Below are 25,973 nucleotides of genomic sequence, written 5' to 3'. Positions count from 1 at the left end.
TGCCCGTGAGGCTTAACCATACAACACCCAAGGGGTTTTGATGGACTCAACTAAGAACGTTGAATGTGTAAGAACGAGAATTAAAAACAGCTTTCCGAATTAAAGAATTTGCTTGGCGACCATAGCGTTTTGGACCCACCTGATTTCCATGCCGAACTCAGAAGTGAAACGAAATAGCGCCGATGGTAGTGTGGGGCTTCCCCATGTGAGAGTAGGACATCGCCAGGCTTTAAATTTTGGACACTTGCTGATTACAAGCGAGTGATACCACTGCGGAGTGGTAGTTCAGTTGGTTAGAATACCGGCCTGTCACGCCGGGGGTCGCGGGTTCGAGTCCCGTCCACTCCGCCACTTATATTAAGCCCCCAGTCGAAAGACTGGGGCTTTTTTCGTTTTGGTTACCCGACTTCCCTTAACCGCATTTCCATATTGAAACCTTGCATCGAGAGGTAGGCTTCCCTCTTCGCTATGCTTTCTAAGCCCTGTCATGAACGAGTTGATGCGCAGTTCTGTGTGGTTTCTGCAGTTTCGAGCTCTAGTTTTGAGCCCCTGTGCTTAACTTACCAAAGCTTCCTTTATTATTACCTAGAAAGTTTATTCACTAGGTTATGTTATTTTCGGGGGAGATTTCTCTGCTTTAGATGTTTTGATTTAGCCACAGGCGCTCATGAAAATAAACTCAGCGCATTTAAAACTTTCCGAACATGGATTTTGTTTGTAGATCTATTTAAGCCAGTGCCTGCCTTAAAGGATATTTGCTACTTCTTCCCCTCTAATCGTCTCCAACCGATAAAGCCACCACTACGTACGTATAACGTGAGCGGTATAGGTGCTCTCATAGCTGTGTTTGCTAAGTAAGTCGTTCACCTGGCACATTGACTGAGGAAAGGTCTTCTTTCAGTGGACCTTCGTGTAAGTCACGATAGTTTTAATAATTATCTGGCACTTTTTATTCTAAAGGTGTACGCTTCACATCGAATGTTTTTTCGACAGTAAACCATGTTATATCTCTTGTTTAAAAGCTTTGTAAGAAGGCTGAACTCCGTGCAAAAAACGCGATGAAGTGTTGCTCGGAGTCTTAAATTAATCTTCATCAGGTGTTTTATGCGTGAGTAACTTCGCTGAAGTTATACGCAGGCGTCTGTACACCTGATAAAAGAGAAGAGATGGCCGGTGATATTTCATCATCGGCCTTTTTGTATCTGTTAAGCAGCTACAAAGCATTATCCAGTATTGAAATAAGGGCCGGTATTGATCACCGGCCCTTTTTATTTGGTTAAAAACATGAGTATTTTACAAGTTAAAAATTTGTCTTATCAGATCGCTGATAAGAGTTTATATAACAACGCGACATTTCGAATTAACGTGGGAGAGAAAATAGGTATCACTGGAGCGAATGGCGTTGGAAAAAGCACCTTATTAAAACTGCTTATCGGTGAATTATCTGCAGATAAGGGCTGCATTGACTGGTTACCAAACCTTGAGGTGGGGTATTTAGAGCAACATTTTAAGATGGATAATGCGCTGACGGTTTATGAATGCTTAAAGAGTGCTTTTGAGAACTTATACGCTGCCGAGCAGAAGCTTTGGACTTTGTATCAGGCGATGACCGAGTCTCACTCTACATCTCTTTTAAGCCAAGTCGCCCGACTACAGGCATATTTAGAAGATGAAGACTTCTATGCAATTGATACCAAAATTGAACAAGTTGCTGTAGGTCTTGGCATTTATCAATTTGGCTTAGATACACCGCTTGTCTCGCTAAGTGGTGGTCAAAGACACAAGGTCCTTTTAGGGAGGTTGTTACTCCGCAACCCCGATGTGTTAATTCTCGACGAGCCGACAAACTATCTTGATGCTCTGCACATTGAATGGTTGGTCACGTTTCTCAACGAGTACACTGGCACTGTTTTACTGGTTTCTCATGATATTGACTTCCTTAATCAAGTAGCGACCAGTATTTGTGATATTGATTATCAAACGGTCCGAAAATACAGCGGCACTTATGTCAAAGCAATGCAGCAAAAGAATCACGACGGTGCTTTGTTAGAAAAGCAATATAAGGCTCAGCAAAATGAAATTCGAAAGTTAGAGCAATTTATTGCCAAAAATGGCGCTGGAGTTAACGCGAGTCTTGCTAAGGGACGCAAGAAAAAACTGGATAAAATCGAACGTATTCAACTGAATCATATAGAGAAAGTATCGATGTTTGACTTTGCTCACCAGCCTATTGGGCAACAGTATGTGATTGACGCAAAAGCGTTGAAGATAGGTTATCAGCAGCCTCTGCTTCCTGCGCTTGATATCACGTTAGCGCGCGGGGAGAAGTTGGTCGTTTCTGGTTTTAACGGCGTAGGTAAGTCGACTTTGCTTAAAACCCTTATGGGGGAGATCGAGCCGATCTCTGGTGAGGTGGTATTGGCAAAAGGTGCAATGATTGGGTATTTTTCTCAAGATTTGTCTTGGCGTCACCCTCAGCACACGCCTGAGCAGGAGCTATGCTCTTGTGATCCAACGATATCAAGCAAAGAATCACGCAAGATATTAGCTCGCTTTGGGGTCACCGGAGATAAGACGCAGCGCCACCTAGATACATTAAGTGGAGGTGAGCAAACTCGCGTGAAACTTTGTTGTTTATCAGTCCAGAAATGCAATGTTTTGCTGTTGGACGAGCCAACGACACATTTGGATAGCAGCAGTAAAAATGCGCTTAAAGAGGCTCTCCAGCGCTTTTCTGGTAGTGTGATTGTGGTATCTCATGAGAAGGCGTTTTTACAATCTTGGCCTGATAGAGTTTTAGATATTTCGTTGCTCACTTATGCTGAATCGGAAACAGAACAGGAGGTGGAGCTATGATGCAGTCCATGATCCTATTTCTTGTTGCTTTTCTTGTTGGTGCTGATGAGTTGATGCTTGGATCTATTCTTGAACCTATCGGAAATGATTTAAGTGTTCAACCGAGTCAGGTTACGTTATTTATTACGGCATATAGTTTAGCTATAGCAATTTGCGCTCCTTACCTGGGACGTTTATCAGACCGGGTTGGGCGTATTCGTATCATGTTGCCTGCTTGCTTCGTATTTGGGGTTGCGTCTATTACGACGGGCATAGTTCATGATTTTGAACTTGCGATTGCAAGTCGAGTGATCACAGGTATTGCAAGTGCAGGCATGTTGCCAATTGCATTTGCGTTGGCGGGAGACGCGAAGGGTAATAGAGCGATGCGTCAAATTGTGATGGTTCAGGCGGGATTAACGCTGGGTATGATAACCAGCCCAGCGATCGGAGCATTGCTGACCCAGCTTTTATCATGGCGTGCCGCTTTTATTATTTTGGGCGTTGCGGCTCTTCTTGTCGGTGCCATGAGCGTAGTGTTCATGAACAACAAGCATAATGAGTCCAAGAAGTCAGATACTCTGCCACCTATCACAGACGTCATTCATCTTCCAGGCGCGTTGAGGGCGATTCTAGCGATGTGTTTAGGCCTAGGGGGAGGTATTGGTGTATTTAACCTGATAGGCCTTCATATTCGAGATACCAGCGAGTTGGCGCTCGGTTGGGTGGGCGCTATTTATGCTGCTCTAGGGATCGTGAGTGTGGTTGGAAATATGTGCGTGGGGAGAGCTTGCCGTTGGCTTGGTAGCTCTCGAGCCGTTATGCGAGTGGCTTTAATGGTGTGCATACCTTGCAGTGCATGGGTGTTCTCAAATGAGATGAGTACGGTGACCGCTTATCTTCCAGCTCTAGTGCTCTGGTCTCTTGCTGGAGGGGTAGGCTCTCCGGCGTTACAAGCACATATAGCAAGCTTATCTGATGAACATCGAGGTGTGCTGATGTTTTCTGGAATGAGTATGATGCACTTTGGTGTCGCGATTTGGTCTGCCTTGGCGGGCTTTGCTTATTCTGTAGGTCATGAATGGGTCGCTGTCGTGGCTTTGTTATTGTTTGGCTCAGCGGTAGTTATATTAAAGCCAGTTGGTAATGCTGAACAAAGTGAGCGTTATTCGTAGTGTTTTAGTAGATAAAGAAAAGCCGTTACCTAAAAAGGTAACGGCTTGTTCCAAATACTTTTTGAAAGCCGGTCTTAGTTCATGCCGTATTTCTTAAGTTTTTTGCGAAGAGTACCGCGGTTGATACCCATCATAGTTGCCGCGCGAGTTTGGTTACCGCGAGTGTACTGCATGATGGTATCTAGTAGTGGCTGTTCAACTTCAGCTAGAACTAATTCGTATAGTTCTGTTACTTCCTGGCCGTTTAGTTGAGCAAGGTAGTTTTTAAGAGACGCTTTAACAGAGTCACGTAAAGGCTTCTGAGTAATCTGGTCTTGTGACGTTACTGTAGTTACTGTTAATGCTTCTGAAGTCAGATTTTGTTCGAACATATTCGGTCTAGCTCTTCTCTTAATTATGATGCAACGTTATCAAAATAACCTTCTAACGCCTCAATTTGCAGCGGAGCTGCGTCGATAGCGTTGAAGGTACGGCGAAACTCACTTGCCTGTTCATGCTCTTTCAGGTACCACCCAACGTGCTTGCGCGCGATACGTGGACCTAAGAACTCCCCATAAAATTCATGCAGAGCATTTACATGACCAAGCATAATGGTTTTCACTTCCTCAGTTGGAAGCTCCTCCATTGTGGTGCCGTTTTCCAAATAGTGATGGATTTCCTGGAAAATCCAAGGACGACCCTGGGCAGGGCGTCCAATCATTAAAGCGTCCGCACCGGTGTACTCCAGTACAAATTTGGCTTTCTCCGGGCTATCGATATCACCGTTCGCGATAACCGGAATTGAAATCGCCTCTTTTACCGCTTTAATGCTGTCATATTCGGCCTCACCTTTGTACATACATGCTTTCGTTCTGCCATGCAGAGCAAGAGCTTGTATGCCGCAGTTTTCGGCTAATTTAGCGATCTGGACACAGTTCTTGTTGTCTGTATCCCAGCCAGTTCGAGTCTTTAACGTTACAGGAACGTCCACTGCATTCACAACCGCTTTCAAAATCTCTTCGATAATGTTTGGGTATTGAAGCAGAGCAGAGCCCGCTAGCTTCTTATTCACTTTTTTTGCCGGGCAGCCCATGTTGATGTCGATGATTTGTGCACCGTTCTCAACACTGAATTGAGCTGCGTCCGCCATAAGCTGTGGATCGGAACCCGCAATCTGTACAGAGCGAATGCCCGATTCGCCCTCGTGTACCATGCGCTGTTTCGACTTTGACGTTCCCCATAGTTTTGGGTTAGCAGACATCATTTCACTGACGGCCATTCCCGCACCATAACGAAGACACAACTCGCGAAACGGTCTATCCGTTACACCAGCCATAGGGGCTACGATTAGATTGTTCTTAAGTTGATAGTTTCCGATTTTCAAAACGTCATCACAGTTCTGTACCAGCAAGGGCGCGCATTTTACGCATTTTTTCACTGCGTGAAAAGACTAATATTTGAGCATTTACAAATTGTTTTTGTAAATTGTATGAATTTCAAACAATTAGCTCTGAAAACCTTGTCTAGCCTTGCTTACGACCAGAGATGCGACACCATTCGCTTTGCTCAACAATCGGGTCAATGTGAAGCTCGTCACGGTAATAATTCGCAACATCTTCGGCTTGGGTGTCTAATACGCCGGACATAGCGAGGTTGCCATTTGGTTTAACTAGCCCTTTGATGATAGGTGCAAGTTCACGTAAAGGTCCCGCAAGGATGTTGGCCACAACGACGTCAGCGACGAGACCTTCAGGTTGATTTTGCGGTAAGTAAACTTCTAGTTTGTCGGCAACGCCGTTACGCTCTGCGTTGTCTTTCGAAGCAAGCAGTGCTTGAGGATCAATGTCGATCCCTATCACTTTTTCAGCGCCTAGTTTGATCGCCGCGATCGCCAGAATGCCCGAGCCACAACCGAAGTCGATAACGGTCTTACCGCTTAAGTTCATGCTTTCTAGCCACTCAAGACAAAGTGCTGTTGTAGGGTGAGTACCCGTACCGAATGCAAGGCCAGGATCCAACATAACATTAACAGCGTCAGGATCTGGAATGTCGCGCCAGCTTGGACAAATCCATAGGCGTTCACCAAATTTCATTGGGTGGAAGTTTTCCATCCATTCGCGTTCCCAGTCTTTATCTTCAAGCTGTTCTACTTTGTAAGCAAAATTGTCAGCCAGCATATTGCTCGCTTTAATTTGGTCGATGATGAAGTTAGTGTCTGCTTCTGCATCATACAGTGCCAGAATATCAGTATCGCCCCATAAGCGAGTTTCGCCAGGTAGAGGTTCGAATACAGGCGTATCCTGCGCGTCTAAGAATGTAACAGACAGCGCGCCAGTCTCTTCCATTAGCATGTCGCCGATTTGCTCAGCGTTTTCATTGGTCGCGTTGAGTTTGATTTGAATCCAAGGCATTGGTTTTTGCTCTTAAAGTGAATGAAGTGGCGCAGAGTTTACCAGAACTCTACGATTTGTTTGAGTATATACCCAAATAAGCCTACGTATTTGTTGAATGCTTAGAGTCCATACAAAACAAAAATGCCCACGGGTGTGGGCATTTTTTAAGACGTTAGCTAAGGCTTATTGTAAGCCGAGCTTCTTCTCTAGGTAGTGGATGTTTGCACCACCATGCTGGAAGTTTTCGTCATTCATAATGGAGAATTGCAGTGGCACGTTGGTTTTGATGCCTTCGATGATCATCTCACCCAGAGCATTCTTCATGCGCGCAATCGCCACATCACGGTTTTCACCGTACGTGATTAGCTTACCAATCATTGAATCGTAATGAGGTGGTACTGTGTAACCAGAGTAGATGTGTGATTCCCAACGCACACCCATACCGCCAGGCGCGTGGAAACGCTCTATCTTACCTGGAGACGGTAGGAAGCGTTCTGGGTCTTCTGCGTTGATACGGCACTCAATCGCATGGCCACGGATCTTAATGTCATCTTGAGTGAATGACAGAGGTTGACCCGCTGCAACGCGAAGCTGTTCTTTGATTAGGTCGATGCCGGTAACCATTTCTGTTACTGGGTGTTCTACCTGAATACGAGTGTTCATTTCGATGAAGTAGAATTCACCGTTCTCGTACAGGAATTCGAACGTACCTGCGCCGCGATAACCAATTTCGATACATGCACGAGTACAACGTTCACCGATGTACTTACGCATCTCTTCAGTGATACCTGGTGCTGGCGCTTCTTCCACTACTTTTTGGTGACGACGTTGCATTGAACAGTCACGCTCACCAAGGTGGATTGCGCCGCCTTGACCGTCAGCGATAACTTGCACTTCAACGTGACGAGGGTTTTCTAGGAATTTCTCCATGTAAACCATATCGTTGTTGAACGCTGCTTTTGCTTCAGCACGCGTCATTGCAATCGCTTGGATTAGGTCTTTTTCTGCGCGAACGACACGCATACCACGGCCACCGCCGCCACCAGACGCTTTGATGATGACTGGATAACCGATGCGTTTAGCAAACGCCTTGTTTTTCTCTTCGTCGTTGTCCAGAGGACCGTCAGAACCAGGTACACAAGGAACGCCAGCTTTCTTCATTGCGTTGATAGCCGACACTTTGTCACCCATCAGGCGGATAGTGTCTGCTTTTGGACCAACGAAGATGAAACCACTGCGCTCAACTTGCTCAGCGAAGTCTGCGTTTTCTGACAAGAAGCCGTAACCAGGGTGAATGGCAACGGCCCCTGTTACTTCTGCTGCAGAAATAATTCTTGGGATATTTAGGTAGCTGTCGATACCACGAGCAGGGCCGATACATACGGTTTCGTCTGCGAGTAGTACGTGCTTAAGATCGCGGTCAGCTGTCGAGTGAACAGCGACGGTCTTAATACCTAATTCTTTACAAGCGCGAAGAATACGAAGTGCAATTTCACCTCGGTTCGCGATGACTACTTTGTCTAGCATAAGGCAAGCCCCGCTTATTCGATTACAACAAGAGGTTGGTCGAATTCAACTGGTTGGCCGTCTTCAGCTAGGATCGCTGTAACAACGCCAGATTTGTCCGCTTCGATTTGGTTCATCATTTTCATTGCTTCAACAATACATAGCGTATCGCCAGCATTTACTTTCTGACCCACTTCTACGAATGCTTTAGAGTCTGGGCTTGGAGAACGGTAGAAAGTACCAACCATTGGAGAAAGAACTTGGTGACCTGCAGGCGTTGCAGCTGCTGGAGCTTCTGCTGCTGGCGCTTCTGCTACTGGTGCCGCTGCTGCTGGAGCAGGTGCCGCTACTGGAGCTGCTGCGTAGTGAACTGGTGCTTGAGGGGCTGCAGTGCCGTGACGACTGATGCGTACTGACTCTTCACCTTCAGAAATCTCTAGCTCAGCAATGCCAGACTCTTCAACTAACTCAATTAGCTTCTTGATTTTACGAATATCCATCTTTTCTTTCTCTTTTATCTTGTGATTAAGACAACCCTCGTGGGGTTGCAGAGTGTTAGGGTTACTTTGCCTGTAGCTTATTAATCGCGGCAGACAGAGCGAATTCATAACCTTGTGCGCCTAGACCGCAAATCACGCCTTCTGCTTTATCTGACAGATAAGAGTGATGACGAAATGGTTCACGTGCGTGCACATTTGATAAGTGCACCTCAATAAATGGGATGGCGACGCCAAGTAATGCATCTCGCAGTGCCACACTGGTATGAGTGAAAGCCGCTGGATTGATGATGATGAAGTCAATCTTGCCATAAGCAGCATGAATGGCTTCAATCAGTTCGTACTCACGATTTGATTGTAGGTGTTCCAGTTCCACCCCAGAGTTATGAGCTTGCTTCGTAAGAGCATCCACAACTTGTGCTAGGGTGCTGTGACCATAGTGTGTCGGTTCGCGCAGACCCAATAGGTTAAGATTTGGTCCGTTTAGAACAAGAATCCGTGACTTTGCAGACATTGTGTTGCTATCTTCCCTTATCGTGAGTGGAACGTTTATATTCCCAAATATACGATAGTTCAGCACGATTTTTTTGTTAAAACCGAGCAAATTTTAAAAAATCGACCAAGATTATAGCTAATTCATAGCAATTAGCAGCAATTTACTGGTCTAATCTCCTAATAGCCACCTTCGTTTCTGTAACCAAGTTAACAAAAACAACATAATTGCCATGTTCTTTGTGTGGCTAATTTGTGCGCAAAAGCAAAAAACCGCCATGAGTGATGGCGGTTTTTAAAGTGCTTTTAAAACAGTTGGTTGAATTTATGCCAATTCTGCTTTCTCTGCGATGAGTTTGTCTACCACGCTCGGATCGGCAAGCGTTGATGTGTCTCCGAGGTTGCTTGTATCGCCCGTTGCAATCTTACGCAGGATTCGACGCATGATCTTACCAGAGCGAGTCTTCGGTAAGGAATCCGTCCAGTGCAGTACATCTGGTGTCGCGATTGGACCAATCTCTTTACGCACCCAATCTTTAACTTCTTTGTGCAGCTCAGCTGACGGGAATTCACCATCGTTCAATGTAATGTAAGCGTAGATAGCTTGGCCTTTGATGTCATGTGGAATACCAACAATCGCCGCTTCTGCAATCTTGTGGTGCGCCACTAGCGCTGATTCAATTTCAGCGGTACCCATACGGTGACCCGACACGTTTAATACGTCATCAACACGGCCTGTGATCCAGTAGTAGCCGTCTTCGTCACGACGCGCACCATCACTGGTGAAGTACATCCCCTTAAAGGTTGAGAAGTAGGTCTGTTCACAGCGCTCATGGTCGCCGTAAACCGTGCGCATTTGGCCTGGCCAAGAATCAAGGATAACCAAGTTACCTTCAGCAACAGTATCTTCAAGAATATTGCCCATGTTATCGACAAGAGCAGGCTGGACGCCGAAGAATGGGCGAGTCGCAGAGCCTGGTTTTAGATCGGTTGCCCCCGGTAGTGGCGCAATCAAGATGCCGCCAGTTTCCGTTTGCCACCAAGTATCGACGATAGGTGAGTTCTCGTTACCAATCGTTTTGTAGTACCACTCCCACGCTTCTGGGTTGATTGGTTCGCCCACTGAGCCCATGATGCGCAGGCTTGAACGAGATGTGCCTGCAACCGCTTCATCACCTTTTGCCATTAGCGCACGAATCGCGGTTGGGGCGGTGTATAGAATGTTGACTTGGTGTTTATCAACCACTTCACTCATTCGGCTTGTGCTTGGGTAGTTTGGTACACCTTCGAATAAGATGGTCTTCGCCCCATTTGCAAGTGGACCGTAGATTAGGTAAGTGTGACCGGTAATCCAACCCACGTCCGCGGTACACCAGAAGGTTTCGCCTGGTTGGTAATCGAACACATATTTGAAGGTCATCGCCGCGTAGACGAGGTAACCACCTGTTGTGTGTAGTACACCTTTAGGTTTGCCTGTTGAACCTGAAGTGTAAAGGATGAACAGCGGATCTTCGGCTTTCATTTCTTCTGGTGGGCAAACGTCAGAAACGTTAGCTGTTGCTTCGTGCCACCAAACATCACGGTGTTCATGCCATTCGACATCACCACCTGTACGTTTAAGCACCAACACTTTATTGATGGTTTTTACGTCTGGGTTAGTTAGTGCTTCGTCCACGTTCTTTTTCAGTGGAACGGCACGCCCGCCGCGCACGCCTTCATCAGCGGTGATCACGACTTTAGCGTCAGAGTCGATGATACGGCCAGAGAGAGCTTCTGGTGAGAAACCGCCAAATACAACGGTATGAACCGCACCGATGCGGGTACAAGCGAGCATAGCCACTGCGGCTTCTGGCACCATTGGCATGTATAGACATACCACGTCGCCCTTGCGTACGCCTTGCTCTTTCAATGCGTTGGAAAACTTACACACTTCTTTGTGTAGTTCGTTGAAAGTGAGTGTTTTGTCGTCGGCTGGATCATCGCCTTCCCAGATGATTGCGACGTCATCCCCGTGTTCTGCGAGATGACGGTCAATACAGTTAGCCGAGACGTTCAGCGTGCCATCTTCAAACCAACGAATGTCGACATGACCAGTATCGAAAGAGGTGCTTTTTACTTTGGTGAAAGGTTTGATCCAATCAACGATTTTGCCGTGTTCGTTCCAGAAGCCCTCTGGATCGGTTACCGACTGCTGATACATGGCTAAGTAAGTATCATTATCCGCGTGTGTATGAGTTTTAATATTTTCTTTTACCGGATAAACGTGGGCTTCGCTCATGGCTTCTCTCCTTGTGCCTTATTTCTCGGCCTTACACCAATCTAGATAAGATTTTGAATATGTTTTTGTAGGGCTGTTTTTTGGTTCTAAATAACTTGGTCGTGGTAATGACGACGTTGTGCTTATAACTGTCAGTCACTGCGCGTATTTCCACAATTAGACTTTAGGATGAGAGTGAGGGAAGCGCCGTGAAATCGCTGAAACAAAAGTATTTCTGGGAGCTAGGTCAACTGATTTTTATGTATACGGCGCGGTTAGGTTGGGCAAATCGCCTTTCGTTAAGCGAACAAAGACCAAAGCGGCAGAAATCGCATCTTGTAAAGCGTCGTGTTTATCTTGGATAGGAAGTTCGAGGTGTTTACAAATGGCATCCAGACTTAAGTCGAAATAGGCATTCGGCAAATGTCTTTCCAGCTTGTCGTGATAAATCTGACTGACCTCGATGAGCGGGTTAGGAAGTGGAAAGCCAAGTTGCCTCAGACAAGCAAGATCTAAGATCTTTTTATCGTAACGAATGTGATAACCGACAAGTGGTCGGTTGCCGATAAAGTCGAGCAGCTCGAGCAGCGCCTCTTTTTCGCTAATCCCGTCGACTAAGTCTTGGTGGCGAATTCGATGAATTTTGACTGAGCCAGAATCGAGCGATTGCGGCGCGCGTAAGCGGACTTCAAATGGCTGACTAGTGATGATGCGGTTGTCGATGATCTTCGTGGCAGCAATGGTCACCAACTCGGCGCGATTTGGATCAAGGCTGGTGGTTTCGCAGTCGAGAGAAACGTATTCCGTTTTATCGGGCGTGCAAAAAAGTGACTGATAAGGAGATCCTTTCAGTTTGTAGTGCCAGTATTTGCGTTGTAACCAGTTCATTGCCTACGCCTCTGTATGATTTATGAAAACCATGGTTAATCACGAATTTGATAGTGGAAACCTAAAAATTGCTTAAATTTTTTCACTACATGTAAGCTGTGGCGAAGTAAATCACGCTCGGTTCTATCCAGTTGTTTAATATCAATGTTATTCAATGCTTCTTGCTTTTTGAGTTGTTGATTAAGGCGAACCTTAAAGAACAATTTCAGTGCTTCGTTGAGGTTATCTGCCGTTTCAGGCTCTAAGATGCGTTTTTTCCGAAGTGCTTCAATGCGCTCAAACGTGTTCTTCTCCTCAATGGCATATTCCAAAGACAAGGTGCGAATGCCGTGCACAATTGGGAAAATGCCGCCGCGTTTAATATCTAACCCGTCCTTAGCACTTTTTACGTTGCCAAACAGAGTTAGGGGCACAGAAAACTGCAAGGCAGGGCGAGTAAAATCAGACAGTATCAACATGCGATCTTTCATTGTATCGCGAAGATGGGCCGCGATTGGAGCCAGCAGCTCGCGATTCCCCGCAACAGCATGGGCGTCACTGAAAATGGCTAAGTCCATGATTTGTTGTGGTTCGGCTTTGGCTATCCAGCGGTCTAAGGTGTTTATCCACTCTTGCTGCGTTTTGACCCATTTCGGGTTGTTGACCATGACTTTACCCGGGCAGAGTGGGTAGCCGAGCTGTTGTAGAGTGTGCGTGAAGGATTGCATCACTTGTTCGCAATGAGGCCATTCCAAACCATCTTGAATAATTAGAGCATTGTCTTGGTCTGTCTTGAGAATTTGTTCTCCTCGACCTTCTGAGCCTAGTACGATTAAGCAGCAATGATCGTGCAAGGCTGGTGGAACCACTAACTCGAACGCTTTTTCGATAATTTGCTCGTTCACGGCGGAAATCAGCTCCATGATAAAGCGAGTGCGGATGCCGTTTCTCAATAAACTCTCGACCAATTGACGCTGGCGGTTTGAGGCCAATGCGAGCTCTTCCACACTGCTTGCTCTGGCAATACTGAGCGTTAACACGTGAGAGTGGGTGGAGAACGCGCTGAGAATTTGGGTCATATCCAGCATGCCGACGGCTTGGTTGCCATCACATACCATGAGACGCTTCATTCGATTTCGGGTCATGGTGATCATGGCATTGAACAAAAAGTCACCATCATCAACGTGATAGACAGGAAAGGTGGCGATATCACCGACAGGGGTATTGAGTGCGCAGCCATCTAACATCACGGAGTGCAGCATGTTGGTGCGCGTCACGATGGCGTATGGATGAGTCGAAGGCCATTTTTCTAATCGCGGGTCGTCATCATTGAGTTTGACAAGTGCTGCATCAATCCCATTTGCTTTTAGGGTGTGCGTCACCTCGTTAATCGGCGTATTTGGCTCAAGGATCATCGGTGGGTGATAAATGCTGCGGTCAACTTTGGTGAGGATAAACTCTGCCAAGTTTTGTTGTTGGTGAGCGGCTTCGATGAGTTCTTGTCGCTTTGATAAATTGTTATCGAAATAGGCCGCAAACTGACCATTCTCGTTGTAAAGCGCCAGAAAGACGTCTTTCGGCAGCAGATAGGAGAGTGTGTCCTCAAGAGCGATGTATTGATGACGTACGTTGTCTTCAAGTAATGAGCGCACATCAAACATATCGTCGTTGGCATAATGCGCGAACACTTCCTGCTGATCTTGGGAGCGTTCTTCTACCGCGCCTTTGATCAGAATATGTAAGTGAGGGTTTTTCTGTCCGCAAGATAAAATAACATCTCGAGCTCGATAGTAGGCAACGTCCAGAGACGAGCGCAGTCGTGTCTGTTGTGCTTCGGTTAAGCGGTCGAACGGTGGAGATTGCATGTTAAATTTGTCAGGCATGAGAACACCCAATGATGGAAGGAACACTCTCTAAGTCTGACAAATTTCCTACTGGAAGCCAGACGACTTTGGTCTAAATCACGATGATTTCGCTTTAAGATGGCCAATGTCGCAAAGTTAGTATTCCATCGAGGAAACGATAAGTTGCCTATTCTTCCCTTTTTATAATACGCATAGCGATCCATAATTCCCGGTTCGAACGTTGATGTTCCCGTTTTAGGATATTAGTAATGTTGAAACCTTCTCCGTATGGCTGGATTTCCCAGTACTTTCTCGGATTCTTCTTTGCGTATGGCGTATATCTGCCATTTTGGTCACTTTGGTTTAAGGAGCAAAGTGTCTCTTCGACCGACATCGGTTTGCTAGTTGGGTTAGGTCTTGCGACACGTTGTGTCGCCAATATCGTGATCACCCCACGAGTGCACAAAGTTGAACACCTTATGCCTGCTTTACGTTGGTTGAGTTTCGCTGCCCTCCTTTTTGTTGGATTTCACTTTTTTACAGGTGGCAGTTTTTGGTTAATGGCGTTAGCGACGGTGCTATTTAACCTCTGTTGTGGACCGATTGTTCCATTATCGGATGCGATGGCAAACTACTACGCTCGTCTGAAAATGCTCGACTACGGCCGTACGCGCTTATGGGGCTCGATCGCCTTTATCGCGGGTTCGACGGCCGTGGGTTATCTGGTGGCTGAATTTGGCTCTGATATGATCTTGTACACGGCGATGGCCGGGGTATTAGTTTCGTTGCTATTTTCAATGCGTATGACTAACCCGATGCCCGTTACGCTTGGTGGGCAAAGCGCGGAGCGTCCAAAACTGAGTGCTCTTTTGACTGACAAGCCGATACTTAAATTCTTAGTGTTGGTGTCATTAATTCAGGGCAGTCATGCGGCTTACTACGGTTTTAGCGCTATTCACTGGAAAGCCGCAGGTCATTCGGAAGATGTGATTGGCTATCTGTGGAGCTTGGGTGTTGCAGCCGAAGTGGCAGTGTTTGCGCTGAGCAAGCGTTTATTTGTCGGTTGGTCAATGCGCGCGTTATTTGTTGTTGCTGCCGTTGGTGTGATGATGCGTTGGGGCATTACGGCATCGACAACGTCGATTGTTGCTTTGGTGATTGTTCAATTATTGCATGGCGTGACATTCGCAACGGCACACATTGCTGCGATTCAATATATCCAAAACTCGGAAGAGAATAAGATAGTGGCGCTGCAAGCATTGTATAACGCGATTCCTCTAGGCGCATTCATCGCACTGATGACCGTGTTGAGCGGTTGGGGTTATGAGCACTGGGGACCACTTGTGTTCTGGGGCATGGCCGCGATGGGTTTATTGGCATTGTTCATCAAGCTCGAACCACAAGAGCCACATCATGTGGTCGATGTATCAGACAAGTCACTGGAAACACAGAATTAGACTTCTGTGACAAAGGTTAAAAACTAAGCTTTGTCTCCGTTGTGAAAGCAGTGTTAAATGAAACCTCTCCCTAATGGAGAGGTTTTTTTTATTCTCTTGCTTTAAAACGGCAAGAAAGGCAAGAAAGGATATCGGATGCAAGGATGGCTGGTGGTTCCCGTTTCTTTGGCGTATTTGGGAGCCTTATTTATCATCGCGTGGTACGGCGACATTCAGAAAAGGTGGTTAGCACGCTGGCGGCCGTGGATTTATAGCCTTTCCATTGCGGTGTACTGTACATCGTGGACCTTCTACGGCACGGTCGGGCAGGCCAGCACTAACCCTTGGTCTTTCTTGCCCATCTATATTGCCCCCATTTTAGTGTTTACCATCGGATGGCGCGTTTTAGCTCGGCTTATTTTGATTGCTAAACGGGAACACATCACGTCGATTGCTGATTTTATCGGAGCTCGTTACGGCAAATCTCAAGGTTTGGCCGTAGTCGTTACACTCATTGCGGTTGCGGGAATTTTGCCGTACATCGCTTTGCAGTTGCGTGGTATCACCATGGGGCTAGAAATCATTGCCCCAGAACTGGCTACCGATTTTGGTTATCAAAACGATAGCGTGTCGTGGTTTGTCGTGGTCGCACTGGCAATTTTTACCATGCTATTTGGTACCCGGCACATTGATAACACGGAACACCATCGTGGGATGATGATGGCGATTGCCTTCGAATCGATTATCAAACTGTTGGCGTTTTTAGTAGTCGGTGTATTCATTGTTTGGTTGGCGATGAACACCGAGAATTTGAGCTTAGTTGACGTTGCCACACAGACGTATCAGTCACCAAACATCCCGACCATATTGATTCATACCGTACTCACGATGCTGGCGATTGTGTGTCTTCCACGACAATTCCATACGATGGTGGTGGAGAACGAACGCGCGCAAGATTTGCGTGTTGCTCGTTGGTTGTTTCCCATTTATCTGATCTTGATGGGGATTTTTGTTTTACCTATTGCGTGGGTAGGGCAAGGGTTGTTGAGTGGTGCTTCGCCTGATACTTATGTGATCAGTGTACCGATGTCGGTAGGGGCGAGTGAAATCGCTTTGCTTGCATTTTTAGGCGGCACTTCGGCGGCCAGTGGCATGGTTATCGTGTCGACGATTGCCTTAGCGATCATGGTATCGAACGACTTGGTTATGCCACTACTGTTGCGTCGCATGCGATTGACGCAGCGTAACCATCATCACTTCTCTGAATTATTACTGCGGATCCGCCGTGGTCTGATTTTAGTCCTACTAATTGGCGCTTGGGGTTTTTATCAAGCGTTAGATACCATTCACTCACTCTCAGCGATCGGCTTTCTCTCATTTGCGGCGATCACGCAATTCGCGCCTGCGCTGGTGGGCGGTATGTACTGGCGTCAAGGGAATAAGAAAGGTGTGTATGTTGGCTTGGCGGTAGGCTTTACCATTTGGCTGATTACGTTAATGAGCCAAACGGACATGCTTGCCGGGAATGCCAGTAACAACTTTTTGATTTGGTTGATCACCCCACCAGAGGTATTGGCTGGCTTTGACATTGCGATTTCAGATTGGGGGATGATCCTCAGCGTGGTCGCCAATGCAGTATGTTTTGTTGTGGTTTCTATGACCACACGACCAAGCCTAAGTGAGCGCTTACAATCGGCGTCATTCGTTGGTACGCCACTGCCTGAAAGCGAAAACATGAGCCTGTACCAGAGTCGTGTTACGGTTGCTGAACTAGAAATGCTAGCGTCTAGGTTTGTTGGGCGAACGCGAGTAAAAGCGGCTTTTCAAGCGTATTGGAGCCAGCAACGAGAAGAGCTAATGCCGAATCAGCAGGCGCCATCTTCTCTGATTCGACATACCGAACGTGTATTAGCCGGGGTATTCGGCGCTTCTTCTGCTAAGTTAGTACTCACTTCTGCGTTGCAGGGAAGAAACATGCAGCTTGAAGAGGTGGCGACTATCGTCGATGAAGCCTCTGAACTGTACGATTTTAGCCGAGGCCTACTTCAAGGGGCGATTGAACATATCGGGCAAGGTATTGCGGTGGTCGATAAGCAATTACGCTTGGTGGCTTGGAACCAACGCTACTTAGAACTCTTTGAATTTCCGCCAGGCTTGATCCAAGTTGGGCGACCGATTGCGGATGTGATTCGGCACAATGCAGAGCAAGGTTTATGTGGCCCAGGCGATCCTGATGACCACGTCCGTCGCCGTGTGTATCACCTTGAGCAAGGGACTCGGCACACCTCTTCTCGGGTCCGTCCTGATGGTCGTGTGATTGAGGTACAAGGTAACCCAATGCCAGGTGGTGGCTTTGTGATGAGCTTTACCGACATCACCGTATTCCGTGATGCGGAGCAAGCGCTGAAAGACGCCAACGAGACATTGGAAGAAAGGGTGCGTCTGCGGACTCGGGAATTAGAACAACTTAACAAGCAGCTGGTGGCAGCGACGCAACGCTCCGATTTGGAATCGAAGTCCAAATCACGGTTCTTGGCGGCAGTAAGCCATGACTTGATGCAGCCACTCAACGCTGCACGCCTGTTCGCTTCTTCATTGTCGGAAGTAGCCAAAGACAGCGAAGCTAAAAAGCTGTCGGCTCACATTGAGAGTGCTTTAGAGGCGGCCGAAGACCTGATAGGAGATTTGCTGGATATTTCGCGCTTGGAGTCGGGCAAGCTGGAAGTCAATGTGCACGGTTTTGCGTTAAACGATGTGTTGTCGAATTTGAATGCGGAGTTCAGCGCATTAGCCAAGCAACAAGGTATAGCATTCACCATGATTCCATCCTCACTCATGGTGAAATCGGATCCCAAACTGCTGCGCCGTGTGGTGCAAAACTTCCTGACCAATGCGTTTCGTTATAACCCGAATGGCAAAGTGGCGCTTGGTGTTCGCCGGGTAAAAGGGCGAGTGCGTATTGATGTGTGGGACAACGGTGTAGGTATTGAAGAAGAGAAGCAGCAAGAGATCTTTGAAGAGTTTAATCGCGGAACTCAAGTTCGTTCCGACCAAGGTCTCGGGCTTGGTTTGGCGATTTCCAAGGGAATTGCTCAAGTGCTCGGGCATGAAATTTCGATGCGTTCTTGGGTTGGTAAAGGCAGTGTCTTTTCTATCACGCTTGATAAAGCCGATCATGTGCAGCCGTACCCAGTTCAAGTCACGACAAGTAACCAGTCTGAACTTGGTCATCTAAGAATTCTATGTGTGGATAATGAGCCCGATATTTTAGTCGGTATGGAAAACTTACTGTCTCGATGGGGCTGCGATACGCGAGTGGCGACCGATTTGGTCGAAAGTCTACAAGCTCTCGAGGATGGTTGGATTCCGGACGTGATTTTTTCCGATTACCGACTTGATGATGGTCGTACTGGCTTGGAAGTGCTACAGCAATGTCGCTTGAGACTAGGCAGCTGCTTTGAAGGTGTCATCATCAGCGCGGATCGCACCGATGATATGCTTGATGGCATCAAGGCAAATGGGTTCAGCTTTATTGCGAAGCCAGTTAAGCCGCTTAAATTGCGTTCGGTGCTCAACCGCGTCGCATAGATTTAGAGTGTTTTAGCGTTGCTATAAAAGAGACCTCCGAATGGAGGTCTCTGTGTTTGTAATCTTATTTTGGTTTGTAATCTTATTTTGGTTTGTAGGCTGAGTTTGCCGCTTATTCCGCAACACCACCTTGGGTGAGTTTTGCGGGATTAAGCAATCGTTCTAGCGTGGCTCTATCTAAATCGGTTTCTTCTTCTGCGACATCAATAATCGCACGACCCTGCTTATAGGCTTTCTTCGCGATTTCTGCCGCTTTCAGGTAGCCAATGACCGGGTTGAGGGCCGTGACCAAAATTGGGTTTTTGGCGAGCGCTACATCCAAGTTATCTTGACGAACTTCGAATGTTGCAATGGCCTTATCGGATAAAGCGGTTGCGCTGTTAGCGAGCAACTCGATGCTCTCCAATATATTATGAGCAATGACAGGTAGCATGACGTTTAGTTGGAAGTTACCAGCTTGGCCCGCGACGGTAATAGTGGTGTCATTACCAATGACTTGCGCTGAGGCCATAGCTGCGGCTTCTGGGATCACAGGGTTTACTTTGCCAGGCATGATGGAAGAACCCGGTTGCAAGCCTTGTAATTCAATCTCACCTAAACCAGCCAATGGGCCTGAATTCATCCAACGAAGATCGTTTGCGATCTTCATGATCGCAACTGCTGCTGTTTTGAGCTGTCCCGACAGAGCGACGATCGCATCTTGACTGCTTAAATTGAAAAAGAAGTTATCACTGGCCGTGAACTGAATACGAGTTGACTGGGTTAGGTTGCTAGCGAATAAGTCTGCAAAGCGTGGATCGGCATTGATCCCCGTTCCAACTGCCGTACCACCTTGGGCTAAGGCTTTTACCGCTGGCAGTGCTTGCTCAATCGCTTGCTTAGCATGGTCGATTTGGAACTGCCAACCGCCAAGCTCTTGAGCAAAGGTAATGGGCATCGCGTCCATTAAGTGAGTGCGACCGGTTTTTACAACATCTTTCAATGATTGCTGCTTAGACTCTAGTGCTTGGCTGAGGTGTGACAGGGCCGGAAAGAGCTGTTTTTCAATGGCTAATGCTGCGCTAACTTGAATTGCGGTTGGCACCACATCGTTGCTGCTTTGTCCCATGTTGACGTGATCATTAGGACTGACGGTACCGCCTAGATGCTGGGAGGCCAGTGTTGCAATCACTTCATTCGCATTCATATTTGAGCTGGTGCCTGATCCGGTTTGAAATACGTCAATTGGAAATTGCTCAATATGATTGCCCTCGATAATCGCCTGAGCTGCGTCAGCAATCGCATTAGCGATATCACCTTCAAGCAGCCCCAATTGTGCGTTGGTGAGTGCCGCAGTCTGCTTGATGTGTGCCAACGCTTGGATGAAGCCAGATGGCATCTTATATTGACTGAATGAGAAGTTATCGACGGCGCGCTGAGTTTGGGCTTGGTAGAGTGCATCTGCTGGGACTTTCACTTCGCCCATACTGTCAGTTTCTATGCGGAATTCGGTGCTCATGGTAGGGATCCTTTTGGTTAATCGAGTGAGATTTGAATCAGGCGTAATTGTTGTTGTAATGCGAGAAATTTCACGTCGCCTTGTTCAAACTGATAGTAATAGCGTTTGAGACAGAATAATGGCGTATGGATAGAATCGAGACAGACACGACGGAAGATGCGACTGCGAGTGGAGTCTTGAATTGCGTCTAGTAGATGGAAATAAACCTGACGCAAAAACAGCTCACACAACAATAGATTTTCTTCATCGGCACCGTGTTCATAGCAGGAAGACAACACCATTCCCCAATGAATATAGTCATGAATTACGTCTGGCTCAAAGCCGTGTGGTGCGGCGAGAAGGAATCTATCTTGTGCTTTAAAAAATGCGTTGAAGATGTCCCGTTTGTTGTCCATAACCACCTCTTGTTTAATGTAATGATAATTATTATCAATTAAGTGGTGGATTGGCAACCCTTTTTAGAGTAAGAGGTTGTTGAAGAAAGACTTACGGAAACAAAAGCCGACGTAAAAGCGTCGGCAGAGAGGGAATTATTTAGTCCTGAGGTGACAATGAGGTATCGACGTTTTGGATATCGGTGTCTTTATCTGTGGCCATTACTCTGTAAATAAGGTTTCGTACTTCACAAACGCGGTTTGTGTTTCGCCGTAATAAAGTGTGCCTCCAGATTGAATGACGACTCTTAACCAACTTTCTGCGGATGCTGGTCTTGGTAAGGTAATGTACCAACTTTTTCCAGCCTGATCGGCGGGCTTCATATTAATCGGCTGAGCATTTTTCTCTTCGTCATTAACGATGGAAACTTTGACCCCTTCGAGTGGATAGGCGGCATTGAGTGACAATTCTAAGCCATTTTTCGTGAGCTGTTCTGAGCGAAACTTCACTTTAAAGTCGCCATTTTCCATGTCACACAGTCCACTGGTGTAACGACAGTTAGACTTACTCGCGAGTTTGTAAGTTTCCCCTTCTTGTGCCGCGTGGGGTTTCTCGCTGAGTGCCATATCGGTGCCGAAGTAGGCGATCAAAGAAAGAATCGGCGCAATAAGCAGAGCGAGAATAAAGTGCTTGTTTTTGAACATAAAATACTAATTCCATCAATTATCTGTTCATTTTAACTGGCTAAAATCACTAATAACTTCGTTAATGATTTTGAAGGTAGAGCAACTAGCTTGCTGCAATCTTTGCCCTGTTCTAAACGATTGTTTCTGCGTTCCCCGAACATATAATCAATGCCATTCGTGTGCTTCCTTGCTACGGCTCAGGGAATCTAATTATTAGAATAAGTTAGGTGAATAAAAAAGCCCCAAGTGGGGCTTTTGTGGCTTGCGTTAGATTTTAGTGGTCCACGGCATCGCCTGCACCAACAGGGACACGAACGTGTTCAACAAGATCTTTAACTTCTTGAGGTGTTTCCGCCGTAACTTTCGATACCGCGAATGCCACGATGAAGTTAAATAGTGCGCCGATAGCACCAAACGCGTTTGGCTCAATACCTAGGAACCAGTTGGTTCCCCAGCTTTCTAGATATTTCCAGTCAGCAACGAATAGGATGCCTTTGTGCTGGAATACGTAGAACAGTGTGATACTGATACCGGCAATCATACCGGCGATTGCGCCTTCTTTATTGATGCCTTTGCTGAAGATACCCATCATCAACGCAGGGAAGATGGATGATGCAGCAAGACCAAAGGCGAGCGCCACCGTACCAGCGGCAAAGCCAGGAGGATTCAATCCGAGATAGCCTGCGGCTGCGATTGCCACCGCCATCGAGATTCGGCTGGCAAGCAGCTCCTTCTTCTCGGATATGTTCGGATTTATAACCCCTTTGATTAAGTCATGGGAAATCGCCGACGAAATAGCGAGCAACAGACCCGCAGCTGTGGATAGTGCTGCAGCGAGACCACCAGCGGCTACGAGTGCAATGACCCAGTTTGGTAGCTTAGCGATTTCTGGGTTTGCTAGTACCATGATGTCACGGTCAACTCGCAACTCATTGGTGTCAGGGTTTGAGGTGTACTCGATCAGGCCATCGCCATTCTTATCATCAAAGCCTAATAGACCTGTTGTTTCCCAGTTTTTGAACCAATCAGGGCGCTCATCATACGCAAGGTGTTGGCCCGGAGCTGGGTTAACGGTATCCATTAGGTTTAGACGAGCCATTGCTGAAACTGCTGGCGCTGTTGTGTATAGAATCGCGATGAACACAAGTGCCCAGCCAGCAGAAGTACGCGCATCACGCACCTTAGGTACCGTAAAGAAACGGATGATAACGTGTGGTAGACCCGCAGTACCGATCATCAATGACATGGTGTAAACGAACATGTTTAGTGTGCTACCGCGAACCTGTGTGGTGTACTCACTAAAGCCGAGTTCGGTCACCACTTGGTCGAGCCTATCGAGCAGATAAACATCGGTGCCTTGAATGGTACTCCCGAGGCCAATCTGAGGTAACGGGTTACCTGTAAGTTGCAGAGAGATAAAGATTGCAGGGATAGTGTAAGCAAGAATGAGTACGCAATATTGAGCAATCTGCGTGTAAGTGATGCCTTTCATGCCGCCAAGTACGGCGTACATGAATACGATACACATACCAATCAGTAGGCCTGTTGAGTAATCAACTTCTAGGAAGCGACCGAAGGCAACGCCAACGCCTTTCATCTGGCCGATAACATAAGTGACCGATGCGATGATAAGACAGATAACCGCCACGATACGTGCCGTATTCGAGTAGAAGCGTTCACCAACAAACTCTGGCACCGTAAACTTACCAAACTTACGTAGATAAGGGGCGAGTAACAGTGCAAGCAGTACGTAACCGCCCGTCCAACCCATTAGGAATACGGAGCCGCCGTAACCCATAAAGGCAATCAGACCCGCCATTGAGATGAACGATGCCGCCGACATCCAGTCAGCAGCGGTTGCCATACCGTTAGCGATTGGGTTGACCCCGCCACCAGCGACATAGAACTCTTTGGTTGACCCCGCACGCGCCCAGATCGCAATACCGATGTAGAGGACGAAGGTTGCACCAACAACCAGGTAGGTAATAGTTTTCAAATCCATCTGAGTTACTCCTTACTCATCTACGCCGAATTCACGGTCGATTTGGCGCATCTTCCATGCGTAATAGAAAATAATACCTAGGAAGGTGTAGATGGAGCCTTGCTGAGCAAACCAGAAACCAAGTTTGTATCCACCTAATTGAAATTGATTAAGTACGTCGACAAATAAAATGCCGCAGCCGAAAGACACTACGAACCAGATGACCATAAGGCCAATCATGAGCTTCACGTTTTTGTCCCAATAGGCTTTGGCTCTTTCTTCGCTTTCAAATGCCATTGCCGTCTCCTTACGATTGGTATTGTTGTTAAAAAAATGTTTCAACATGTACATTAGCAAGGTGTTGGCAAGAACTCTTTTCAACTTTAGTCGGGGTATAAAAAATAAAAAACTCCCGTGATATGGTCGCTTAGAGAGAAGTTAGGGTTATTTGTTAATGTTAAAAAGCTGTTAAATTAGCCAAAGGTCTAAGGAGAGAAATGATAAAAAGCACGAATAAGAGACGTGATTAATTTTTTCTTCATTGATTTTAGCGATCCTTAACAGAAACATTCTGCGTTCTTCTTTTTATCAATCAGCGAAAAAATTGGCGTGAAAAATTCACAAGTAATTTATTTACATAAAGTTTTCGTACCAAATCACCGTTTTAGCGCACAATAAAGTAATATAACTGAGTCATTCTCGTACAACCTCGCGCTTTGGGACGGTTTAAGGAGGAGGCAGATTAAGGCATTAACTTATTAACGAAGTCGCCTTAGCTCATCACAAGCATATCGTTTTTCATTAAGGGAGGGTGAGAATGGACGCAGACACCATTAACAGTTTTTTTCTTATAGGTGCGTTGTTAATCGCACTTAGCGTTCTTTTAAGCCCAGTTTCCTCTAAGTTGGGAATCCCAATTCTTTTGGTATTTTTAGCCGTTGGAATGCTGGCGGGGGAAGACGGTTTAGGCGGTATTTTATTTGATAATTTTTCGATCGCTTACTTGGTCAGTAACCTCGCATTAGCCATCATTTTGCTCGATGGTGGTATGAGAACACGGGTTGCCAGCTTTAGGGTGGCGTTATGGCCTTCGGTGTCCTTGGCAACGTTTGGGGTTGCAATCACCACTATTTTGACCGGGCTGATGGCAACGTGGTTATTCGACTTAGACTTGCTGCAAGGTATATTAGTTGGTGCGATAGTCGGCTCCACTGATGCCGCTGCGGTTTTTTCTCTACTCAAAGGTCGTAGTCTTAACGAACGTGTTGGCTCAACGCTGGAAATTGAATCCGGCACCAATGATCCTATGGCGGTGTTTCTGACTGTTACTCTGATTGCTATTTTAGCGAACCCAGATGCAGATTTGAGTGTGGGCTTTTTGGCGCTCAGTTTTCTTAAGCAGTTTGGTATTGGCGCTTTACTCGGTTTTGCTGGTGGCTGGATTTTGTGGAAGGTCATCAATCGTAATCAACTGCCGGATGGCTTATATTCGATTTTAACCGTCAGTGGTGGTTTGCTGATTTTCGCTTTATCTAATACATTAGGTGGCAGCGGTATTCTGTCAATTTATCTGGTTGGTTTACTGCTAGGTAATCGTCCAACACGCAGCCGCCATTCCATTCTTCATGTTCTAGATGGCATGACGTGGCTAGCTCAAATCGGTATGTTCCTCGTGCTTGGTTTATTGGTTACGCCTTCCAACTTGCTCTCTATTGCTTTGCCTGGTTTGGCGCTGGCCTTTGGGATGATTTTATTTGCCCGTCCAATCTCGGTTTGGATCGGTTTACTGCCATTCAAGAGTTTCACACCACGTGAAAAGTGGTTTGTTTCTTGGGTGGGCTTGCGCGGTGCTGTCCCAATCATTCTGGCGGTATTTCCAATGATGGCAGGATTGCCAGATGCGCAGTTGTACTTCAATTTGGCGTTTTTCGTGGTAATGGTCTCTTTGATTGTGCAAGGTGGCACATTGACTAAAGCGATGTCTCTAGCGAAGGTAGAGCTGCCTTCTAAACCTGAGCCAATTTCACGCACTGGTGTGGAGATTTACCCAACTAGTGAGTGGGAGCTGTTTATCTATAAGCTTAAAGCGGATAAATGGTGTATTGGTGAACCATTGCGTAGTCTTTCGATGCCGGATGGAACGCGCATCGCCGCAGTATTTCGCAATAAGGCGTTATTGCATCCGTCAGGCAGCACGCGCCTCGAAGAAGACGATACCTTGTGTGTGTTGGCGCAAGAAAAGGATTTGGATGCTCTGAGCTTGCTATTCAGTGAAGCGCCTGAGAAAGCGTCATTGGCACGATTCTTTGGTGATTTCTTCCTAGATATTGAAGTGAACCTTGCCGATATTGCGATGATGTATGGCCTGAACTTGGGCGATGAGTCACTCGATAAAAGCTTGAGAAACCTTGTAGAAGAACAATTGGGGAGTACACCAGTGTTAGGGGACCAATTCGAGTGGCAAGGCTTGCAATGGATCATTGCCGATGTCGTTGACCAACAAGTCACCAAAGTAGGTATCCGGTTGCCAAGCGAGCAAAGCCTGCTCGCTGACGAGGAGTGAA

General features: G+C 46.7%; 19 protein-coding genes, 1 tRNA gene and 1 rRNA gene. 7 read left to right on the top strand and 14 right to left on the bottom strand.

Going from position 1 to position 25,973, the window contains the following annotated elements; all coding sequences use genetic code 11:
- The first annotated feature begins 111 nt into the window (after positions 1–111).
- From rrf to D8S93_RS21470, 4 genes are all read left to right on the top strand, one after another.
- A 5S ribosomal RNA gene (rrf, locus tag D8S93_RS21485) occupies positions 112–228 on the top strand.
- A gap of 46 nt (positions 229–274) precedes the next feature.
- Positions 275–351: transfer RNA gene (locus tag D8S93_RS21480), tRNA-Asp, on the top strand.
- A 933-nt stretch (positions 352–1,284) separates the two neighbouring features.
- Positions 1,285–2,856 (top strand): ABC-F family ATP-binding cassette domain-containing protein, encoded by a 1,572-nt coding sequence (locus D8S93_RS21475; protein ID WP_152815409.1) that lies wholly within the window; start codon positions 1,285–1,287, stop codon positions 2,854–2,856.
- On the top strand, positions 2,853–4,010 hold the full coding sequence (locus tag D8S93_RS21470) for an MFS transporter (protein ID WP_152815406.1): 1,158 nt from the start codon (positions 2,853–2,855) through the stop codon (positions 4,008–4,010). Before D8S93_RS21475 ends, D8S93_RS21470 begins: the two co-directional genes overlap by 4 nt.
- A 74-nt stretch (positions 4,011–4,084) precedes the next feature.
- On the opposite strand, the gene fis is transcribed toward D8S93_RS21470, so the two are convergent.
- The 9 genes from fis to D8S93_RS21420 all read right to left on the bottom strand — a co-directional run bounded on the left by fis (position 4,085) and on the right by D8S93_RS21420 (position 13,884).
- Complete coding sequence (gene fis, locus D8S93_RS21465; protein ID WP_000462885.1) at positions 4,085–4,381, bottom strand: DNA-binding transcriptional regulator Fis; 297 nt, start codon at positions 4,379–4,381, stop codon at positions 4,085–4,087.
- Positions 4,382–4,404: 23 nt separating this feature from the next.
- Positions 4,405–5,373, bottom strand: coding sequence for a tRNA dihydrouridine synthase DusB (gene dusB, locus D8S93_RS21460; RefSeq protein ID WP_005382505.1), 969 nt, complete (start codon positions 5,371–5,373; stop codon positions 4,405–4,407).
- Between the two features lie 139 nt (positions 5,374–5,512).
- Positions 5,513–6,400 carry a 50S ribosomal protein L11 methyltransferase gene (prmA, locus tag D8S93_RS21455; RefSeq protein ID WP_152815403.1) on the bottom strand — a complete coding sequence of 296 codons (888 nt, stop codon included), beginning with the start codon at positions 6,398–6,400 and terminating at the stop codon, positions 5,513–5,515.
- A gap of 165 nt (positions 6,401–6,565) precedes the next feature.
- Positions 6,566–7,909 carry an acetyl-CoA carboxylase biotin carboxylase subunit gene (gene accC / locus D8S93_RS21445; protein WP_005397839.1) on the bottom strand — a complete coding sequence of 448 codons (1,344 nt, stop codon included), beginning with the start codon at positions 7,907–7,909 and terminating at the stop codon, positions 6,566–6,568.
- A 14-nt stretch (positions 7,910–7,923) separates the two neighbouring features.
- A complete protein-coding gene (accB, locus tag D8S93_RS21440; protein ID WP_005397840.1) occupies positions 7,924–8,388 on the bottom strand; it encodes an acetyl-CoA carboxylase biotin carboxyl carrier protein in 465 nt (154 codons plus the stop codon).
- A 61-nt stretch (positions 8,389–8,449) separates the two neighbouring features.
- Complete coding sequence (aroQ, locus tag D8S93_RS21435; RefSeq protein ID WP_152815400.1) at positions 8,450–8,899, bottom strand: type II 3-dehydroquinate dehydratase; 450 nt, start codon at positions 8,897–8,899, stop codon at positions 8,450–8,452.
- A gap of 303 nt (positions 8,900–9,202) precedes the next feature.
- On the bottom strand, positions 9,203–11,155 hold the full coding sequence (gene acs / locus D8S93_RS21430) for an acetate--CoA ligase (protein ID WP_152815397.1): 1,953 nt from the start codon (positions 11,153–11,155) through the stop codon (positions 9,203–9,205).
- Between the two features lie 237 nt (positions 11,156–11,392).
- The gene (locus tag D8S93_RS21425; RefSeq protein WP_005382363.1) at positions 11,393–12,022 is read right to left on the bottom strand and encodes a 3'-5' exonuclease; all 630 of its coding nucleotides are present in this window, start codon (positions 12,020–12,022) and stop codon (positions 11,393–11,395) included.
- 35 nt (positions 12,023–12,057) lie between these two features.
- The gene (locus D8S93_RS21420; RefSeq protein WP_152815394.1) at positions 12,058–13,884 is read right to left on the bottom strand and encodes a DUF294 nucleotidyltransferase-like domain-containing protein; all 1,827 of its coding nucleotides are present in this window, start codon (positions 13,882–13,884) and stop codon (positions 12,058–12,060) included.
- A 230-nt stretch (positions 13,885–14,114) separates the two neighbouring features.
- On the opposite strand from D8S93_RS21420, the gene D8S93_RS21415 reads away from it, so the two are divergent.
- Entirely contained in the window at positions 14,115–15,302 is a 1,188-nt protein-coding gene (locus D8S93_RS21415) for a 3-phenylpropionate MFS transporter (protein ID WP_152815391.1), read from the top strand.
- A gap of 135 nt (positions 15,303–15,437) precedes the next feature.
- Positions 15,438–18,869, top strand: a complete 3,432-nt coding sequence (locus D8S93_RS21410; protein ID WP_152815388.1) for a PAS-domain containing protein — start codon at positions 15,438–15,440, stop codon at positions 18,867–18,869.
- Positions 18,870–18,981: 112 nt separating this feature from the next.
- Here the strand turns inward: D8S93_RS21410 and D8S93_RS21405 are convergent, their stop codons facing one another.
- The 5 genes from D8S93_RS21405 to D8S93_RS21385 all read right to left on the bottom strand — a co-directional run bounded on the left by D8S93_RS21405 (position 18,982) and on the right by D8S93_RS21385 (position 23,706).
- Positions 18,982–20,367: a class II fumarate hydratase gene (locus D8S93_RS21405; protein ID WP_152815385.1), complete on the bottom strand. Its 1,386-nt coding sequence runs from the start codon at positions 20,365–20,367 to the stop codon at positions 18,982–18,984.
- Positions 20,368–20,384: 17 nt separating this feature from the next.
- Positions 20,385–20,762 (bottom strand): hypothetical protein, encoded by a 378-nt coding sequence (locus D8S93_RS21400; protein WP_012841320.1) that lies wholly within the window; start codon positions 20,760–20,762, stop codon positions 20,385–20,387.
- 201 nt (positions 20,763–20,963) lie between these two features.
- On the bottom strand, positions 20,964–21,446 hold the full coding sequence (locus D8S93_RS21395) for a hypothetical protein (protein ID WP_152815381.1): 483 nt from the start codon (positions 21,444–21,446) through the stop codon (positions 20,964–20,966).
- A gap of 256 nt (positions 21,447–21,702) precedes the next feature.
- Entirely contained in the window at positions 21,703–23,430 is a 1,728-nt protein-coding gene (locus tag D8S93_RS21390) for a sodium:solute symporter family protein (RefSeq protein ID WP_005397550.1), read from the bottom strand.
- A 12-nt stretch (positions 23,431–23,442) separates the two neighbouring features.
- Positions 23,443–23,706, bottom strand: coding sequence for a DUF4212 domain-containing protein (locus D8S93_RS21385; RefSeq protein WP_005397548.1), 264 nt, complete (start codon positions 23,704–23,706; stop codon positions 23,443–23,445).
- A 520-nt stretch (positions 23,707–24,226) separates the two neighbouring features.
- On the opposite strand from D8S93_RS21385, the gene D8S93_RS21380 reads away from it, so the two are divergent.
- Positions 24,227–25,972, top strand: a complete 1,746-nt coding sequence (locus D8S93_RS21380; RefSeq protein ID WP_152815379.1) for a potassium/proton antiporter — start codon at positions 24,227–24,229, stop codon at positions 25,970–25,972.
- Position 25,973: the final 1 nt, after the last annotated feature.

This window comes from Vibrio sp. VGrn 2 (assembly GCF_009361695.1).
Taxonomy (GTDB): domain Bacteria; phylum Pseudomonadota; class Gammaproteobacteria; order Enterobacterales; family Vibrionaceae; genus Vibrio; species Vibrio diabolicus.
Note: the sequence above shows the minus strand (reverse complement) of the source record. Positions and strands in the feature narration are given on the sequence as shown.

What these genes read in the sequence shown, in the direction of transcription:
- D8S93_RS21475 (WP_152815409.1), top strand. Translation starts at nt 1,285, where the DNA reads ATGAGTATTTTACAAGTTAAAAATTTGTCTTATCAGATCGCTGATAAG.
- D8S93_RS21470 (WP_152815406.1), top strand. Translation starts at nt 2,853, where the DNA reads ATGATGCAGTCCATGATCCTATTTCTTGTTGCTTTTCTTGTTGGTGCT.
- fis (WP_000462885.1), bottom strand. Translation starts at nt 4,381, where the DNA reads ATGTTCGAACAAAATCTGACTTCAGAAGCATTAACAGTAACTACAGTA.
- prmA (WP_152815403.1), bottom strand. Translation starts at nt 6,400, where the DNA reads ATGCCTTGGATTCAAATCAAACTCAACGCGACCAATGAAAACGCTGAG.
- accC (WP_005397839.1), bottom strand. Translation starts at nt 7,909, where the DNA reads ATGCTAGACAAAGTAGTCATCGCGAACCGAGGTGAAATTGCACTTCGT.
- accB (WP_005397840.1), bottom strand. Translation starts at nt 8,388, where the DNA reads ATGGATATTCGTAAAATCAAGAAGCTAATTGAGTTAGTTGAAGAGTCT.
- aroQ (WP_152815400.1), bottom strand. Translation starts at nt 8,899, where the DNA reads ATGTCTGCAAAGTCACGGATTCTTGTTCTAAACGGACCAAATCTTAAC.
- acs (WP_152815397.1), bottom strand. Translation starts at nt 11,155, where the DNA reads ATGAGCGAAGCCCACGTTTATCCGGTAAAAGAAAATATTAAAACTCAT.
- D8S93_RS21425 (WP_005382363.1), bottom strand. Translation starts at nt 12,022, where the DNA reads ATGAACTGGTTACAACGCAAATACTGGCACTACAAACTGAAAGGATCT.
- D8S93_RS21420 (WP_152815394.1), bottom strand. Translation starts at nt 13,884, where the DNA reads ATGCCTGACAAATTTAACATGCAATCTCCACCGTTCGACCGCTTAACC.
- D8S93_RS21415 (WP_152815391.1), top strand. Translation starts at nt 14,115, where the DNA reads ATGTTGAAACCTTCTCCGTATGGCTGGATTTCCCAGTACTTTCTCGGA.
- D8S93_RS21410 (WP_152815388.1), top strand. Translation starts at nt 15,438, where the DNA reads ATGCAAGGATGGCTGGTGGTTCCCGTTTCTTTGGCGTATTTGGGAGCC.
- D8S93_RS21405 (WP_152815385.1), bottom strand. Translation starts at nt 20,367, where the DNA reads ATGAGCACCGAATTCCGCATAGAAACTGACAGTATGGGCGAAGTGAAA.
- D8S93_RS21400 (WP_012841320.1), bottom strand. Translation starts at nt 20,762, where the DNA reads ATGGACAACAAACGGGACATCTTCAACGCATTTTTTAAAGCACAAGAT.
- D8S93_RS21395 (WP_152815381.1), bottom strand. Translation starts at nt 21,446, where the DNA reads ATGTTCAAAAACAAGCACTTTATTCTCGCTCTGCTTATTGCGCCGATT.
- D8S93_RS21390 (WP_005397550.1), bottom strand. Translation starts at nt 23,430, where the DNA reads ATGGATTTGAAAACTATTACCTACCTGGTTGTTGGTGCAACCTTCGTC.
- D8S93_RS21385 (WP_005397548.1), bottom strand. Translation starts at nt 23,706, where the DNA reads ATGGCATTTGAAAGCGAAGAAAGAGCCAAAGCCTATTGGGACAAAAAC.
- D8S93_RS21380 (WP_152815379.1), top strand. Translation starts at nt 24,227, where the DNA reads ATGGACGCAGACACCATTAACAGTTTTTTTCTTATAGGTGCGTTGTTA.